Origin of the sequence: Marinobacterium rhizophilum DSM 18822 (genome assembly GCF_000378045.1) — a bacterium.
Lineage (GTDB): Bacteria > Pseudomonadota > Gammaproteobacteria > Pseudomonadales > Balneatricaceae > Marinobacterium_A > Marinobacterium_A rhizophilum.
Genome location: NZ_KB899097.1, coordinates 1 through 16,541, shown reverse-complemented (window position 1 = coordinate 16,541; position 16,541 = coordinate 1). Strand labels below are relative to the sequence as shown.

General features: G+C 56.9%; 17 protein-coding genes and 1 pseudogene. 11 read left to right on the top strand and 7 right to left on the bottom strand.

The genetic code is table 11. The annotated features are described in order from the left end of the window. Positions 1-48 precede the first annotated feature (48 nt). On the bottom strand, positions 49-1,116 hold the full coding sequence (locus tag F451_RS0111330) for a 3-deoxy-7-phosphoheptulonate synthase (protein WP_026291697.1): 1,068 nt from the start codon (positions 1,114-1,116) through the stop codon (positions 49-51). 258 nt (positions 1,117-1,374) lie between these two features. Between F451_RS0111330 and dsbD the strand changes: the two genes are divergently transcribed. Further along, the gene (dsbD, locus tag F451_RS0111325; RefSeq protein ID WP_156826454.1) at positions 1,375-3,285 is read left to right on the top strand and encodes a protein-disulfide reductase DsbD; all 1,911 of its coding nucleotides are present in this window, start codon (positions 1,375-1,377) and stop codon (positions 3,283-3,285) included. A gap of 57 nt (positions 3,286-3,342) precedes the next feature. On the opposite strand, the gene F451_RS0111320 is transcribed toward dsbD, so the two are convergent. The 3 genes from F451_RS0111320 to F451_RS0111310 are packed head-to-tail and all read right to left on the bottom strand — an operon-like array spanning position 3,343 to position 5,621. Continuing rightward, complete coding sequence (locus F451_RS0111320) at positions 3,343-3,888, bottom strand: hydrolase (protein WP_020681482.1); 546 nt, start codon at positions 3,886-3,888, stop codon at positions 3,343-3,345. 11 nt (positions 3,889-3,899) lie between these two features. Continuing rightward, positions 3,900-4,334 carry a MaoC family dehydratase gene (locus F451_RS0111315; protein WP_020681481.1) on the bottom strand — a complete coding sequence of 145 codons (435 nt, stop codon included), beginning with the start codon at positions 4,332-4,334 and terminating at the stop codon, positions 3,900-3,902. Positions 4,335-4,394: 60 nt separating this feature from the next. Continuing rightward, the gene (locus F451_RS0111310) at positions 4,395-5,621 is read right to left on the bottom strand and encodes an EAL and HDOD domain-containing protein (RefSeq protein WP_020681480.1); all 1,227 of its coding nucleotides are present in this window, start codon (positions 5,619-5,621) and stop codon (positions 4,395-4,397) included. Positions 5,622-5,768: 147 nt separating this feature from the next. Between F451_RS0111310 and ylqF the strand changes: the two genes are divergently transcribed. From ylqF to F451_RS0111280, 6 genes are all read left to right on the top strand, one after another. Further along, positions 5,769-6,680 (top strand): ribosome biogenesis GTPase YlqF, encoded by a 912-nt coding sequence (gene ylqF / locus F451_RS0111305; protein WP_026291696.1) that lies wholly within the window; start codon positions 5,769-5,771, stop codon positions 6,678-6,680. Beyond that, positions 6,677-7,024, top strand: coding sequence for a hypothetical protein (locus F451_RS25415; RefSeq protein WP_020681478.1), 348 nt, complete (start codon positions 6,677-6,679; stop codon positions 7,022-7,024). The genes ylqF and F451_RS25415 overlap by 4 nt, the downstream gene beginning before the upstream one ends. A gap of 275 nt (positions 7,025-7,299) precedes the next feature. Beyond that, complete coding sequence (locus F451_RS0111295) at positions 7,300-7,578, top strand: CDGSH iron-sulfur domain-containing protein (protein ID WP_020681477.1); 279 nt, start codon at positions 7,300-7,302, stop codon at positions 7,576-7,578. A 165-nt stretch (positions 7,579-7,743) separates the two neighbouring features. Further along, the gene (locus F451_RS0111290) at positions 7,744-8,874 is read left to right on the top strand and encodes a BaiN/RdsA family NAD(P)/FAD-dependent oxidoreductase (RefSeq protein ID WP_051103934.1); all 1,131 of its coding nucleotides are present in this window, start codon (positions 7,744-7,746) and stop codon (positions 8,872-8,874) included. Between the two features lie 88 nt (positions 8,875-8,962). Continuing rightward, entirely contained in the window at positions 8,963-9,112 is a 150-nt protein-coding gene (locus tag F451_RS27730; RefSeq protein ID WP_156826453.1) for a hypothetical protein, read from the top strand. A 190-nt stretch (positions 9,113-9,302) separates the two neighbouring features. Beyond that, on the top strand, positions 9,303-9,893 hold the full coding sequence (locus F451_RS0111280; RefSeq protein ID WP_020681474.1) for an NADPH-dependent FMN reductase: 591 nt from the start codon (positions 9,303-9,305) through the stop codon (positions 9,891-9,893). A 527-nt stretch (positions 9,894-10,420) separates the two neighbouring features. Here the strand turns inward: F451_RS0111280 and F451_RS0111275 are convergent. Beyond that, positions 10,421-11,350 carry a LysR family transcriptional regulator gene (locus tag F451_RS0111275; protein WP_020681473.1) on the bottom strand — a complete coding sequence of 310 codons (930 nt, stop codon included), beginning with the start codon at positions 11,348-11,350 and terminating at the stop codon, positions 10,421-10,423. 178 nt (positions 11,351-11,528) lie between these two features. Between F451_RS0111275 and F451_RS0111270 the strand changes: the two genes are divergently transcribed. Further along, on the top strand, positions 11,529-12,704 hold the full coding sequence (locus F451_RS0111270) for an MFS transporter (protein WP_020681472.1): 1,176 nt from the start codon (positions 11,529-11,531) through the stop codon (positions 12,702-12,704). A gap of 936 nt (positions 12,705-13,640) precedes the next feature. After that, on the top strand, positions 13,641-14,396 hold the full coding sequence (locus F451_RS0111265) for a DUF1571 domain-containing protein (protein WP_020681471.1): 756 nt from the start codon (positions 13,641-13,643) through the stop codon (positions 14,394-14,396). Positions 14,397-14,674: 278 nt separating this feature from the next. Here the strand turns inward: F451_RS0111265 and F451_RS0111260 are convergent. Further along, positions 14,675-14,965 (bottom strand): annotated as a pseudogene (locus F451_RS0111260) (IS110 family transposase); the annotation flags it as partial. A gap of 189 nt (positions 14,966-15,154) precedes the next feature. Here F451_RS0111260 and F451_RS28830 point away from each other — a divergent pair. Both F451_RS28830 and F451_RS27220 read left to right on the top strand, forming a co-directional pair. Continuing rightward, positions 15,155-15,364 carry a GNAT family N-acetyltransferase gene (locus tag F451_RS28830; RefSeq protein WP_169434504.1) on the top strand — a complete coding sequence of 70 codons (210 nt, stop codon included), beginning with the start codon at positions 15,155-15,157 and terminating at the stop codon, positions 15,362-15,364. A gap of 190 nt (positions 15,365-15,554) precedes the next feature. Then, positions 15,555-16,043 carry a cupin domain-containing protein gene (locus F451_RS27220; protein ID WP_083928414.1) on the top strand — a complete coding sequence of 163 codons (489 nt, stop codon included), beginning with the start codon at positions 15,555-15,557 and terminating at the stop codon, positions 16,041-16,043. On the opposite strand, the gene F451_RS25410 is transcribed toward F451_RS27220, so the two are convergent. Next, on the bottom strand, positions 15,966-16,541 hold a 576-nt coding region (locus F451_RS25410), incomplete at its 5' end, for an IS3 family transposase (protein WP_020681469.1). The genes F451_RS27220 and F451_RS25410 overlap by 78 nt on opposite strands.

The following is a 16,541-nucleotide window of genomic DNA, read 5'->3' as shown; positions in this document are numbered from 1 at the left end:
TGGCGAGCCCCCCGGAACGGGCAGGGCCCGTTTCGGGGGGGGCGTGGATCAGCGCTTGGGCAGAACGTCCTTGAGCTGTGCATGCATTTTCAGCAGGCTCTTTTCGGTGGTGTCCCAGTCGATGCAGGCATCGGTTACCGATACGCCGTATTTCAGTTCGCTCAGATCTGCCGGAATTGACTGGTTGCCCCAACCCAGGTTCGACTCGATCATCAGGCCGACAAGTGACTTGTTGCCTTCCACGATCTGGTTGGCGACGTTTTCGGCCACCAGTGGCTGAAGGGCCGGGTCCTTGTTGGAGTTGGCGTGGCTGCAGTCCACCATGATGTTGCGGGCCAGGCCGTTCTTTTCCAGCGCCTGTTCGCATAGCGTCACATTGACGGAGTCATAGTTGGGCTTGCCGTTGCCGCCGCGCAGTACCACATGGCCGTACTGGTTACCCTTGGTGCGGATAATGGAGACTTCGCCGCCCGGGCTGATGCCAAGGAAATTGTGCGGGTGGCTGACGGACTGAAGCGCATTGATCGCGACGGTCAGGCCGCCGTCGGTACCGTTCTTGAAGCCTACGGCGCAGGACAGGCCAGAGGACATTTCACGGTGTGTTTGGGATTCGGTGGTGCGGGCGCCGATGGCGGACCAGGAGATCAGGTCCTGCAGGTACTGGGGCGAGATCGGGTCGAGCGCTTCGGTTGCCAGCGGCAGGCCCATCTCTGACAGGTCCAGCAGCAATTTGCGGGCAATGTGCAGGCCTTCCTCGATATCGAAGGAGTCATCCATGTGCGGGTCATTGATCAGGCCCTTCCAGCCCACGGTGGTGCGGGGCTTTTCAAAATAGACACGCATGACCAGATAGAGGCTGTCTTTGACCTGTTCGGCGAGCGCCTTGAGACGTTTGCCATATTCGATGGCAGCGACCGGATCGTGGATGGAGCAGGGGCCTATAACGACAAACAGACGGTGGTCTTTTTTGTCCAGAATGTCACGGATGACCTTGCGGCCCGCCATCACTGTTTCGGCCGCGGCATCACTAATCGGCAACTTCTGTTTCAACGCTTCGGGGGTGATAAGCACCGAGTGCGAATCGATATTCAGGTCTTCTACGCGTGTATCGGTCATGGTATTTCCCTGCAACAGCGGCATGCTGCTTCTTTTATTGCATCTTGGCGAATCTTTTTAACACATAAATCAGGAGGTTATAAGCCCAAACGGGCTCCTGTTACTGGGCAATGATACAATATGGGGCACAGCTCCGGTATTGGATGCGAACTCGCAGGCGCCAGTGTGGTCTATTGGCTGCCATTTGGATCAATCTGTGGAATCTGGAATCCCGTGCACTGTTACTTCTCTGTGTTAGTACGTCGCTGTCTGTGGTTTATGCTGCTGTTGCCGCTGGGCTTTACGGTGCAGGCGGGTCTGTTCGACAAGAACCCGTTTGCCGCGCCCGATGGGCCGCTGCAGGTCGACGAGGCCTTCAAGCTCGATGCAGAACAGTTGGGCGACGGCCGGGTCAAGCTGTTGTGGACCATCGCGCCGGATTACTACCTGTACCGCGATCGCATGGCCTTCAACACGAGTGGCCAGCGTTCCGAGGTGGTGGAACGCATTAACGCCCCGGCAGAGGAAAAGGACGACCCGCTGTTTGGCAAGGTCTGGGTGTACCACGAGTTTGCCGAAATCGAGCTGCAACTGGCCAGCCGGGTGGGAGCCAATACCGACGATACCCTGGCGGTCACCTATCAGGGCTGTTGGGAGGGGGGGATCTGTTATCCGCCCGTGACCCGTGACATCAGTCTGAAAGATATCGCCGTACTGGCCGATGCATCTGCCGCACCTGTTGCTGGACAAGAACCTGTGCAATCGGCGCCCAAGGGTGCCGAGGCGCCTGTCGATAGTTCTGTTGATGCTGATGGCGGTGCTGCAGACGCTATCCCTGCGCCCGCCATTACGCGCTACGCGGCCACCGGCAGCGCGCTTGATATGCCGGTCAGTGAGCAGGACCGTTTCGCCGCACTGCTGCGAGACGCCAGCCTCGTGGTCACCCTGGGGGCCTTCTTTCTGGCTGGGCTGGCGCTGGCGTTCACGCCCTGCGTGTTCCCGATGATCCCCATTATTTCCAGCATCATCGCCGGTCATGGCGCGCGTATGACCACGGGGCGCGCATTTAGCCTGTCACTGGTGTATGTGCTCGCGGTAGCCGCCACCTACACGCTGGCGGGTATTCTGGCGGGTCTTTTTGGCGCCAATATCCCGGCGGCTTTCCAGAATCCCTGGATCGTCTCCATCTTCGCGGCCATTTTCGTCCTGCTAGCCCTGTCGATGTTTGGCTTTTACGAACTGCAGGTGCCGGCTCGCTGGCAAACGCGTTTGACGCGCGCCAGCAATAGCGGCAAGCCGGGCAGCCTGCACGGTGTGGCGCTGATGGGGTTGTTGTCGGCGTTGATTGTGGGTCCCTGCATGGCAGCACCGCTGGCGGGCGCCCTGATCTACATTGGCCAGACCGGTGATCCGGTGCTGGGCGGCCTGGCGCTGTTCTTCCTGAGTCTGGGCATGGGGTTCCCGCTGTTGCTGATTGGTGCTTCGGCCGGCAAATTGCTGCCCAGAACCGGTGCCTGGATGGCCTCGGTCAAGGCCGGCTTTGGTGTGTTGCTGCTGCTCATGGCCATCTGGATGCTGGATCGCATCGTGGCGGATCAGATGACCATGGCGCTCACGGCGATCGTACTGATTGTCTCTGCGGTCTACATGAATGCCCTGGACCGTCTGCCCGATGTGCATGACGGCTGGCACCGGCTCTGGAAGGGGGTCGGGCTTTTACTGCTGGTGTACGGTATCGCGCTCATGGTGGGCCTGTTTGCCGGCAGTCGCAGCCTGGTGTATCCGTTGCAGGGACTGGCAAGTGCAAAACCTGCGCTCGCTCAGGGATTGGCGTTTCAAAAGGTGACGTCCATGGAACAGTTGCAGCCATTGCTGGAGCAGGCGCGGCGCAATGGCCAGCCGGTGATGCTGGATTTTTTCGCTGAATGGTGTGTGTCCTGCTACGAACTGGAATACGTGACGTTCAACGATGCCGGTGTACACCAGGCACTGGCCGGGTATCAGCTGATCAGGGTGGATGTCACCGCCAATGACGAGGCGGCACAGGCGCTTAGCCGCGAATACGGTGTCATGGGTCCGCCGGCGCTGTTGTTCTACGGCGCCGATGGTACCCTGGCGCCGCAGCTGACGGTGGTGGGGGTGATGGGGGCAGAGGACTTTGTGCGCCATGTCGCCCGAGTGCCGGGTTAACGCAACATGTATAAGGCCCGTGCCGGCGAGATGCCAAAGCACGGGTGTGTTTCGGCTTTAGCGCAGGTAGTTGCGGCTGATATGCCGAAAGCTGTCGGTGCCGGCTTTTTGCATCCACTCGAACGCCACCATTTCCCGGCTTACAATGTGCACGCCCGCCTGGCGCATGCGTTCAATGGCCAGGGCCTTGTCCTGGGGGTTGCGCGATGCAATGCAGTCGGCCACGACATAGACCTCGCGCCCCTGCTGACGCAGCTCGAGGGCGCTTTGCAGTACGCAGACATGGGCCTCAATGCCAATTAATATCACCTGATCCGGCTGGCGTGCATTGATCGCAGCGCTGCAGGCCGGTTCTGACATGCAGGAAAAATGGTTTTTTTCCACAATGGCGTCAGCCGGAACAAGTTCTCGCAGGCGCGCATCGGTATGCCCGATGCCTTTGGGATACTGCTCGGTGCAGAGTACCGGCACCTTGAGGAAGGTCGCGATCTCCAGGAGCCAGCGGCAGTGTTCTTGCAGTTGTTGCGGTGCCTCAACTGCCGGCAGCAGCTTGTCCTGAACGTCGATGACCAGCAGCAGGGATTTGTCGGGCTGAATCAGCATGGGGCCTTACCTCACACAGCGGGCTTCTTGTCGACCATGACCACGGCTTCGCCCTGGGTTACGCGCTTGCCTGCCACAAAGCATTCGGTGCTAAGGGTGACACGGCCACGGCGCAGATTGATATCGGTTATGGTGACGCGGGTTTCGACTTCATCGCCAAGATAGATCGGCAGGCGGAATTTGAGGCTCTGATCCAGATAGACGGCACCCGGGCCTGGCAAATGCGTACCGATCACCGCGGATATTAGGCCTGCACTGAATATGCCGTGGGCGATGCGGGTCTTGAACTGGGTCTGCGCGGCGAATTCCTCGTCCAGGTGTACCGGGTTGGTATCGCCGGTGATCTCTGCAAACAGGCGGATATCACGGTCGCTGACTGTTTTGAGAACCGATGCGCTCTGGCCTAATTCCAGATCTTCGATGTAAAGGCCGTGGGCCTGGCTCATAGTGTTGCTCCATTAGGTGATGTATGTAACGGCTATCTGGACGATGATGCAGGCGGGTTGTCAGTCCTCGTGGATGGCTTGCATGGATTCCTGTGTCCATTGCAGGCTGGCCCGGTAGGCCCAGTCGTAGACGGCGCTGTTGAAGTCCACCGGCAGGCGGTCCCAGTCACCGTTTTCATAGTTGATGACATTGTTAAGTACTTCGCCAATGGGCCCTTCGCCGCTGCGAATGGCCGCCTTGACGTCATCTCCCAGCGGAACCTGGGACAGCATGGATTCCTGCTGGATATCCAGCATGGCGTGCAAGCCGGACATCATGCCGGCCATGAAATAGCTGTTCGGTGCCGGCCTGCGCTGGGTGACTGCCACCAGTTCGCACATGCGTCCGCGAATCAGCAGCACGCGGGACAGCTCTTCGGGCTTGTCCTTGTTGGCGGACATGGCAATCAGGGTGGCCCACTTTTTGACCTGTTCAAGGCCCAGCAGCACGACCGCCTGGGCAATGGACTCCACCTTGCGCACCAGAGCATAGGCGGCGGAGTTGACGATGCGCAGGAGCTTGAAGGTCAGTACCGGGTCGCGGATGATCAGCGCTTCCAGTTTCTCCGGCGTGGTCGAGGGCTCTTGCAGTTCCTGAATCAGTTGCAGCAGGGTGAACTGCTTGGCGCTGACGCGGCGCTCCTGCAGCAGCTTGGGCTTGCTGAGGAAGCTGCCCTGGTAGAGCTTGAAACCCATATCGATGCAGCGCTCGAGCTGATCGAAACTGTCGATGCCCTCGGCCAGGAAAGCCAGCTTGAACGGGGTCATCAGCCGCATCTGCTGATCGAGTTGCGCCTCGTCAAACTTGCGTACATCCAGTTTGACGATCTGGGCGGCCCGCAGCAGGTTATCGTGCTGTGGGCCGTAACTGAAATTGCACAGCGCCAGGCGATAACCGTCCTTGACCAGCTTGAGCGCCACGCGTTCATAGTCCGGGTCCGGATCAGTGCCGGGTTCGAGTTCGATAACGACCTGTTTGCTGGGAAGATCGGGGAAATAGCCGGACAGCAGCAGTGCGCGGCTTACCGGTACAAATGCCGGTACGCGCCGAACCGCGCCGGCATCGGAAATGCTGGTATAAATGTTGAGGATGATATCGCCATTGGGGGCCGATCCTTCGAGCCGTGTAGCGCCGGCGCCCTCGTTATCGGTCCTGTACAGCAGTTCGTAGGCCACGACTTTCTGATGCTGATCGAAAATTGGCTGGCGGGCCACAAGCAGGCACTGATCATCGGGGTTATTGTCCATTTTCCCGCCATCTCCCTGTTATTGAATTACGACCATCAAGTGTATACGCAAAAAGGCATTTGCGGATAGGCCTGATAGGGGTCACAGGAGTATCCCTTTGGCGCCACAACGCTATAATAGGCGGCCTTCGAACAGGGCAGGGTAAAGATGAGCATTAATTGGTTTCCGGGACACATGCACAAGGCACGCAAAGAGATCGCCAAGACCATGGACGAGATCGATGTGGTGATCGAGGTGCTGGATGCCCGCCTGCCCCAGTCGAGCGAGAATCCGCTGGTGGACTCTTTGCGCAAGGGCAAGCCTGTGATCAAGCTGCTGAACAAGTCGGATCTCGCCGACCCGGATGTAACGGCTCAGTGGCTCGCGTTTTTCAATGCCATGGACGGTGTGCAGGCTCTGGCGCTGGATAATGAGAATCGCAAGCTGATCAAGCGACTGCCTGAACTGTGCAAGCAGCTGGTGCCTTCCCGTGTCGCCCAGGGGCGGCCGGTACGTGCCATGATCATGGGGATCCCCAACGTCGGCAAGTCCACCCTGATCAATGCGCTGGTGGGCAAGCGCATTGCCAAGGTGGGCAATACACCGGCGGTCACGCGGCACCAGCAGCGCTTCATGATGCAAGGTGGCATGGCGTTGTCGGATACTCCGGGCATCCTCTGGCCGAAAATAGTTGACCCTGATTCGGGCTACCGTTTGGCGGCCAGCGGTGCAATCCGTGATACTGCAATTGAGTTGGAAGATGTGGCGCTGTTTGCGGCCGGCTTTATGCTGGCATCGTATCCGCAGCGCCTGATGGAACGATACAGGCTGACGACGTTGGCCGAGATTGCGGACGAGCTGCTTGAGCAGATCGGGCGCAAGCGGGGATGCCTGAAACCCGGCGGCATTGTCGATCGGCACAAGGCATCGGAGATACTGTTAATGGAGTTACGTGGCGGCAAGCTCGGACGCATCAGTTTCGAGACCGTCGCTGAGTGGGATGAGAAACGACGTCAGGCCGCTTTGGAAGAAGCTGAACGGCTGGCGGCAGAAGATGAGCAACAGCAGGATCCGACATGACACGTTTAAAAAAGAAACGCTCCGATGCCAACCGTATCGAGTGGGGTGAATCTGCACCCAGGCGCAGCGAAAAGCTGGCTGACCCTGATAGTTACGAGAGCCGCAAGAAGCGTTCACTGGAAAAGCGCAAGCAGCAGAAGTCCGTGTATGAAAAGCAGCGTGAAAAGGAAGAGCTCGAAGCGCGCCAGCGTCAGATGCAGCAACCGCGCGGCGGTCGTCTGGCCGAGAAAATCCGCCGCCTGAATCGCGAGAAAAGCGCCGCCGATCTTCCGAAGGCAGAGCAAGATTCCGAGCCGGGCGTTGAGGCGCAGCAGGGCACAGATGACGCTCAGTCCGACAAGTAAACAGGCGTCCCTGCCTGTTTAACGGTCGCCCATGAAAACCGGGCGATATTTTGCGATATCCGCTGGTTTTCACGGGCTTGCATTGGGCCATCTTTATCAAAGGAAGGCCCAATGATGCCTCCATGTATCAGGTCGCAATGAACGGTATTTTCATGTCGGCTTATTAAGATGGGGCACCGCGACGTGCGATTTTTACTGCAGGCCGCGGTGCCCGGTTGGCGTTCGTATCGGTGGACTGCTAGCTTTAGGGCATTGCGACAAGCGGAGGCTAGAGCATGTCCCATGCACCGATTCACCGCGCCGGCAATGCACCGGTCAAGGTCGAACTGACAGAAGGCGAGACCTATACCTGGTGCGCCTGCGGGCGCTCCGAAACCCAGCCCTGGTGTGATGGTTCCCATCAGGGCACCGGCATTGATCCCGTCGTTTTTATCGCGGAGCGCACGGGCGCTGTCTGGCTCTGTCTGTGCAAGGCAACCGGGACGCCGCCGTTATGCGACTCGAGCCATAAAAAGCCCGTCCCCGTCCCCGCGCCCAAGACCGATTCCGTCTGATGGCGATTCCATCCTGCCACGCCAGGCCCTGATGATGACCATCTCGGCCCTCTGTGGCGGTTTGTGTTAGCATACGCGCCTTTCCAATACAGCCAGGTAAGCTCTTTGCATTCCCAGGATTTCTCCCGCGATGTGATCATCATTGGCGCTGGCGCCGCAGGCTTGATGTGCGCCGCCACGGCCGGTTATCGCGGCCGTTCGGTGCTGCTGCTCGAACACAGCAACAAGATTGGCCGCAAGATATTGATGTCTGGCGGCGGGCGCTGCAATTTCACCAATCTACACAACAGTCCTTCCAACTACCTGTCGGCCAACCCGCATTTTTGCAAGTCGGCGCTGAGCCGCTACCCGGCGGCGCGCTTTATCGAACTGGTAGAGCGCCATGGTATCGATTACCACGAGAAGACGCTTGGACAGCTGTTCTGCGATGTCTCCAGCAAGGAAATATTGCAGCTGCTGCTGACCGAATGTGACTGGGCCGGGGTGGATATTCGCACCGACAGTACGATATACCGTATCGACAAAAACGCCGACGGCTATCGCGTCAAGACATCCGCCGGCATCTGGCAGTGCCAGTCGCTGGTGATTGCCACCGGAGGCCTGTCGATCCCCAACGGCGGCGCTACACCGTTCGCCTATGAAACGGCAAAACAGTTTGGCCTGAAGGTGTTGCCGTTGCAGGCGGCGCTGGTGCCCTTTACGCTGCAGCCCAAGGATCTGGAAGTGTTCAAGCCGTTGTCGGGCGTCTCGCATCGAATTCGCGCATCCATCAGGGATACGGCGTTCGTTGAGAACCTGCTGTTTACCCACCGTGGCCTCAGCGGTCCGGCCATCCTGCAGATTTCGTCCTACTGGGATCCCGGTGCTGAAGTCGAGATTGACCTGTTTCCGGAACTTGATCTGCTGCAATGGCTGGGCGAGCAGCGCGAAGAGCGTCCCAAGGCCGATATCCGCACCCTGCTGGGCCAGCAAATGCACAAGCGGGTCGTGCAGACGTTCTGTGACCTGTGGTCCTTCGAGGGGCCCATCAACCGCTTCGACAGCCGCCAGCTCGCCGCGGTAGCCGATGCCTTTCACCGCTGGGTGGTCAAGCCCGCCGGCACCGAAGGTTACCGTACCGCGGAAGTCACCCGTGGCGGTATCGACACCGACGAGGTTTCGTCCAAAACCTTCGAGGCCAAAAAGGTCGCGGGGTTGTATTTTATTGGCGAGTGCCTTGATGTTACCGGCCACCTGGGTGGACATAATTTCCAGTTCGCCTGGGCGTGCGGCGATGCCGCCGGTCAGTACGTCTGATCCCCACGCACGACCCCTGCAATTCCCCGCCCTGTGTTCTCAGGCAGAACACAGGACGCTGCTTCAAGCGTCTATCAAGGACTGTGGTTTGGATTTCCCCCGTAGCAGGGCTTTCCTGCCGATGGGTGCACTGTTCCGCGCCATGGTGTCGTTCCTGCTGTCGATGTTCGCCTGCATGCTGATCATCGCGCTGTTCCCGGCCATTTCACTCTGGCTGCCGAGCCTGATGGCCAACTGACGATTTTCCTTTTCAAGCCCCGCAGGCACCTTTGCCTGCGGGGCTTTTTTTCGTCTGACCGCGTGCGTGCAGGTGACGGGCCTGGCCTGTTTCAGGCAAAGCGGGCATTTGTCTTTTAAGCTGGGTAGGGGTGGATGTTGAGCATCCCTGGTTATTTACCCGCAAACGACAGACGCAGGAGACCATGCCCATGAGCATCAAGATCGTCACCATCTGTGGCAGTGTGCGACCCGGCAACTACACCGCCATGGCGCTGGAACTGGCCATCGACGAGCTGAAGAAAACGCCCGGGGTCGAGGTAACGCCGATTCGGCTTGAATCCCTGGACCTGCCACTGCCGGGCCTGGACGCGAAATATCCCGCCGCCATCGAGCAGTTTCAGCAGACTGTGGCATCCGCCACCGGTGTGCTGCTGGCATCCCCTGAATACCATGGCGGCATCAGCAGCCCGATGAAACTGGCCATCGACAATCTCGGCTTCCCCAGCGTACTCGGCGACAAGCCGGTGTCTATCCTGGGTGTGGCCGCCGGTGCAATCGGCGCCATCAAGTCCACCGAGCAGCTGCGCGCCATCTGCGCCCATGTCGGTGCCATGCCACTGCCGCTGGCGGTCTCCATTGCCAAGGTTCAGCAGGTATTCGATTCCGAAGGGCATTGTCTGGATGCGGCGACCGAGAAGTACATCAGGCGTTCGGCCAGCAACCTGGTCGATTACATCAATCATGTTGTCTGCCCGAAAATCAGCCTGGAGGCGATATTGCGGGAGCGCGAGGAGGGGTGAAGTGGAGTCGGGTTGGTCAGGCGGGGAGTTCGTGGCGTTTCTGCGAGTCTGGATTTCGCCTGGCGGCGCTATACCTGCGATCCCCGTAGGAAGCCGTGCCCCGCGGCGAAGGGCTGAAAATGGAGGCTGTGCGTCGGTATCGGCGACGCTTCCTTCAAGATTAACGGCAGGTAGCCAGAGAATGCAGGAGCAATTTTCTTCTCGAAGGGGGATCGAAGCCGTTCTGATGTAATGGTGGTGGTTATTTAACTCTGATGGTTTGGTATCCAATTGTAGGATGGGCAAAGCGGAGCGTGCCCATCGGGAACTGGTTTTTGTAGTGGTTCAATGATTTCGATCACCGCACGGGCGGTGGTGTGTTTTCGGGCACTTTCCGGCACAGAGACCGATCCCGCCAGTGTGCCGGGCATCTCAACTTTTACTCTATCGCAAGCAAGAACCTATCCATGTGCACGCGGTATAAAGGCATACGGCAATGCAGGCGGCTTTCCCGCGTCCGCGAACATCGGCCAATACCCACTATCCTCTTAACCCGCATTAAAACGGTCCTGGCCGCTCCCCACCGTCATTTTCTCAACCAGGTAGTCGACAAAAACCCGCACCCGGGCGGGCATGGTTGTGCCGCCGAAAAATACGGCATGGATGGCTTCGGTGTCGCCAGGGTTAAAGTCGTCGAGCAAACGCACCAGTCGCCCCGATTCAAGATCAGGGGCGATATGGAAGTCGCCAAGCCGCGTGATACCCACCCCCTGCAAGGCCAGTTGTACCAGGGTTTCGCCATTGTTGGCGCGTACGTTGCCATTGATGGGCAACATGACGTTCTCACCGTCTGCCTGAAAGGGCCAGCCCGGTTCGATGCGCTTGAAGCTGAAATCCATGCAGTTGTGATACGCCAGGTCCGCCAGCGTTTGGGGATAGCCGTGGCGTTGCAGGTAGTCCGGCGAGGCGACGACCGAACGGCCGGTTTCGCCCAGTCGACGGGCGCTGAGCAAGCTGTCCGGCAATGGCCCGAAGCGAATGGCAACGTCGATATGGCCCCCTTCCACATCCGATACTTCATCGCTGAGCTGTACCTCGACGGTGATATCCGGATAACGTGCCAGAAATTCCGGCAGCAACGGCACAATGCTCAGACGACCATGCGCCAGGGCGGCACTGACCCGTACCAGCCCTCTGGGGCTGGCTCTGTCGGCAATGGCGGATTCGGTTTGGTCAAGATCCGCCAGTATGCGCCGTGCCGCCAGCGCATAATCCTCCCCCTCGCGGGTTAGCCGCAGACTGCGTGTGGTGCGCACCACCAGTCGCACACCCAGGCGCTGCTCGATACGCGTCACCAGGCGGCTGACTGCCGAGGGCGTGAGGCCCAGTTTTCGGGCCGCGCCACTGAGTGAGCCGGCACAGGCCACGGCCAGGAAGGTTTCCATCTCGGCGGTACGGTCCGTCCTTTTGTTGTCCATGCTGTTCTCTTTTGTTGGCTGCCGACGCCCAGTGTAATGACCAAAATCCTTCCTATCGACACTTTACGCACCCCATTTTTGAATTGAACGCAAAGCTGGTTGACCACGGTGCCCACTTATCGGGAGCGGGTGACTAAATTACACTCCCCGAATGAACAAATTGAGGAGACAGATCACAATGAAGCTTAACCTGCCGCTGCTGGCGCTGGCCCTGGGGGCATTCGGTATCGGTGTTACCGAATTTTCTCCCATGGGCATGTTGTCGGTCATTGCTGGCGATCTGGACGTGAGCATCCCGACCGCCGGTATGCTGATCAGCGCCTATGCCTTTGGTGTGGTGGTCGGTGCGCCGATCATGACACTGGGGTTTGCCAACATGTCGCGCCGCAGTCTGCTGCTGCTGGCGATGAGCATTTTCACCATCGGCAACCTGATCTCGGCACTGTCGGACGGCTACGGCACCCTGCTGATCGGTCGTATCGTTACCTCGTTCAATCACGGTGCGTTTTTTGGCGTGGGCGCCGTTGTCGCCACGCAGCTGGTACCGCCGCACAAGCGTGCAGGCGCGGTGGCCGCGATGTTTTCCGGCCTGACCATTGCCAATATCGGCGGTGTGCCGCTGGCAACCTACGTGGGTGAAACCATCGGCTGGCGAACCGCGTTTATGGGGATGACCGTATTGGGTCTGGTCACCCTGGTCGCGTTACGTGCCTCGCTACCTAAACTGGCCGTGGACGGCCAAACCACCATTGCCAGTGAAATCAGGGTGCTCGGTAAAGGCTCAGTACTGTTTGCACTTCTTCTGACCGTGGTTAGCTCCAGCTCGATGTTTACCGTGTTCAGCTATATCGCACCGATTTTGCAAGATGAGACCCGCGTCGGAACCCTGTTTGTTACCAGCATGCTGGTGCTGTACGGCCTGGGTCTGGCGGTCGGCAACGGGTTGGCGGGCCGCTTTGCCGATCGCAACCTGACCGGCACGCTGGTGATGTCATTACTGGGATCCGTCATTCTGCTGACGCTATTTGCGGCCACCATGCAGCATACCCTGATCGTGCCACCGCTGATTTTCCTCTGGGGCATCGCGAGCTTTGCCATAGTGCCGCCGTTACAGGCGCTGGTTGTACGCGAAGCCGCAGACGCGCCGAATCTTGCGTCGTCAATGAACATTGCCGCGTTCAACCTGGGTAATGCCAGCGGGGCTGCACTGGGAGGCGCGGTGATTCATCTCGAGCTGGGCTTGCCAAGCGTTGCGCTGGCAGGTGCCGCGACATCTGCGGCCGGCCTGGTGCTGGTATTGCTGTTCCAGAAGCATAAAAAAGCGCAAGAAGCGCAGCTTGCCGCCGCTTACTGAGTATCTTGCTTAGGGACCGTTGACCTTTATGGGCATGTACTGCCGAAGGCTGCTTTCGCACCAGAAAAGGCGCGGGATCGTGCATGCTGGGCACGCAATTGCAGCTTGCCGGTCGCAGCGTTGCTGCCGATGCGGCAAGGGGTGCGTTGCTCGGGCGTCAAAAGGTTGCCTTGTCACCCCTGAATTTGCGTGATTACGCAGGTGCAGGGGCGGCAAGCTGAACTATTCTTGGGCATGATGCCTTGGGCACCAACGGATTATCGGTGCCGGATTTGATCGTCAAACAATCAAATCGTCAGCTGAGCAACGGAAGCCAGGCTGGGTGAATTCCTCCCCCTACTCTCAATTCCTCTGTTTTTCTGGCCCTGTCTGTGTTGCATCGCAGGCGGTATTCCGTTGTTGGAAGGGCGGTAGCGTGGTTTCAGGCGCTTTCGGTCAATTCGGCCGGATAAACGGTCTTGCGGGCCAGAATCTCGGTGTGCAGCTAAATATGTGCTAATACCTGTCTAATATCAGAAAGTTACAGCGTTTCGTCATAATGGGGATATGAGGCTTTGCAGCCGGTCGGGCTTAGCCGGTCGTAGCGAGGGGAAGTTTGTTTTGAGGCAGTTTTTGAGCTCTTTTGAGGAGAATAGTGGTTCTATTTAACGACAAAGAGTGCGAAAAATGTCCAAAACGGATTTTCCGCAGTAGGTCAGTGTTAAGTCCGAGTGGTTGCTAACGATCGTTTTGTCGAATTTAGTTTGATAGGGTAGATGACCTGGAAGGCTGATGCTGCCTGGCTTTGTGCCCGTTTTTGACGAAAATTTAGCAGGAAATACTGGCCTCAGGCAAATCGGCCTTCGAGGCTACGATACAAATGTTATATGAATTAACGAAGGCTATTATTTAAATACTATGGCTACCTAAACTGTTTCGGCGGCGGATTTATGAGACATGGACAACATTGCAAACAACCCTTTGTCCCGGATCATCTGTTCAGCGTTGTTCGTAATCCTTGCTATGGCGGCGCACGGCGGTGAAATTGTTGAACCCAATCCTGAGAAGTGGCTCGTGGAGGCAGAGGCCGCCTACGAAAGGGTCGAAAGTTACACCGCCATTTTTCATAAGCAGCAGCGGATAGCGGGCGAACTCCTTGACGAAGAGAACATATTCCTCAAGTTCAGGAAAAAGCCATATTCCCTGTACATGAAGTGGGTGACAGAACCCTACAAGGGGAGCGAGTTACTGTACGTAGTGGGCTGGAATAAGGGCCGCATCAAGGCGCACAGGGGCGGATTTTTCAGCTTTATCGTTCGCAATCTCGCCCCAAATGACCCGAAACTCATGGAAAATGACCTTCGCCCGGTGACCAGTACAGGGGTTGGCTTCCTCCTGCAAACTGTTGCGATCAACATGCGCAAGGCGATCAAAGCTGGTGTGCTCACGTTCACCGATCACGGAAAAGAAAGTGTCTACGGCAGGGACACGCAGGTCATGGTAATAGACATACTACCCAACGAGAATGCGGAGGACTACGACGGTGCGCAGTTTGTTATCAACCAGGATGTCGAGAGCAAGATCCTGATAAGGATCAGAGTCTATGACCGGGACGGCCGGCTCGTCGAGAACTACGGGTACGAGAACCTGAACCTTGACGCGCGTCTGTCAGACGCCGACTTCGACCCAAAGAATCCTGAGTATGACTTCTGAGTTTTATCCATTAAGATCAGAACGAGGACTCTCTATCTGCGTAGCGTCTTCATGGGGAGATTGCACATAACACCTATGAGCCGTCCCCACGTCAATAGGCATTAAAAAATTCTAGGCTTTTTGCCCATGCTTACTTTTTAACAATTTGATCTGCCCGCTTCGTATTTCCGGTCCGTTGACCGCCGATGAATGCGGCAACAAACACCTATCGAGGGTCCCTTATGCACCTGAGGTGCTGCCACTTTCGGGCATCCTGCCACGCACGAGGGATACTAGATAGCCTTGCCGCCATGGATTGCCCGCATATAGAGGGCATGCCCCAGCGCAAACGGCAGGTTGAATTGTTGGCAGAGATCGGAGACCCAGTACCAGCAATGCATACATTCGACCCCGATAACGATGTCTTCGTGAAGGTAGGGCGCCAGCAGGTCGATCAGGTCCATGCTGGTCGCAGGTATATTCCTGTGCACTCGAATCTGATCTTCGGTATCGAGGATGCAGACATAGAGAACCCGGGCATGCAGATCGATACCACAGTAATAGCGGTGATTTTTCGTATAGAATCTCATTAGCCTTCTCCGGTTCGGTTTCGTCACCTCCAGCATAGGCCGCGGTCTATGCTGGGCGGAGAAGGCTCAATCAGTATCAAACGCGTCAATTAGGACGCTCGCAAGCTCGCGCCTATTACGCGGGCGTTAGCTTTCCGAGTTACCTATAATCGTCATCAGTTTTGGGGGCACGGGGTCAGGTCCTGCCTTTTGCCCAGGTCTGTCGGATCTACCGGTCTTGTTGTCGACTCAGAATTTCGTCGCAATGGAATAGCAGAGGCCTTGGTCAAGGCTGCAGAAAAATGGGCATATAAAGAAGGTTTAAACCGAATCGTAGTTAGGTCGAATGCAACACGAAAAGAGTCGCATGTTTTTTATCCTTCAGTTGGTTTCAAACATTCAAAAACATCCTATACTTAGGCGAAGTCACTACATTTTGCATGACAAACTATTCAAGTAGATTCGGTACGCGTGGCATTTTGGGTTTGCATTGAGTTTTGTATTTGCGGGGTAGTGAGTGCCTTTTGCAGTACGTGCCTCACTACTTAACAAGGCATTAGGCAGCTTTAGTTAGTTTCGGCTGTCTTTTTTATAGGTGGTGGGATTTATCATGAATTTGAAAGGAAAGATCGTTACTGTTAGACCAGAAGTAGCCATAGACACGCTGCAAAGACTTCCCAATTATGTAGGCATTTCTGAAAAGTCGGCGGGATCTAGTTCTATTTCCATGAACGTTGTAATAATTCCTGCTGGTGCAAAGGCGCAACCACATTACCATGAAGGCTTTGAAACGGCTATTTATCTGCTAAAGGGGGATGTACAAACTTTTTACGGAGAAAATCTAGCAGAAACATGTATCAACAAGCAGGGTGATTTTATTTATATACCTGCGGGTTTACCACATATGCCTGTCAATTTAAGCGATACCGAAGATGCCATTGCCCTGGTAGCTCGCAATGATGCCAACGAACAAGAAAGTGTTAGAGAATATATATTTACAGATACTGTAAACCTCCCTGTTTTAGTGCCAGCTATTATTAGAGTTCATCCGGTCGTCCTGTTTAGCCAGGAAGGCCCATGGCGACAGGTCGTCCAGTGACTCATGCGGCCTTTCGTCGTTGTATTCGATGAGCCACTTCTCGGTAATATCTCGCACTTCGGTCAGGGTGCTGAAGATATAAAAATCCAACACCTCGTGGCGATAGGTCCGGTTGAAGCGCTCGATATAGGAATTCTGTGTCGGCTTGCCGGGCTCTATAAATTCCAATACAACGTTGTTGTATTCAGCCCATTCAGCCAGCGCCAATGAGATGAATTCCGGCCCGTTGTCTACCCTCACTTTCAGAGGCTTTCCGCGCCAGGCCACAACTCGTTCGAGTGTCCTGATAACACGGGTTGCGGGTAGATTCAGATCGATCTCTATCGCCAGCGCTTCGCGGTTAAAGTCATCCACGACGTTGAACGTCCTGAATTTCCGGCTACAGCGTAGCGCGTCATGCATGAAGTCCATCGACCAGCAGTGGTTGACCTGAACGGGCACCGCCAGCGGCTCAGGTGAGCGGGATGGCAGGCGCTTCTTGCCCTTGCGGCGCAGATT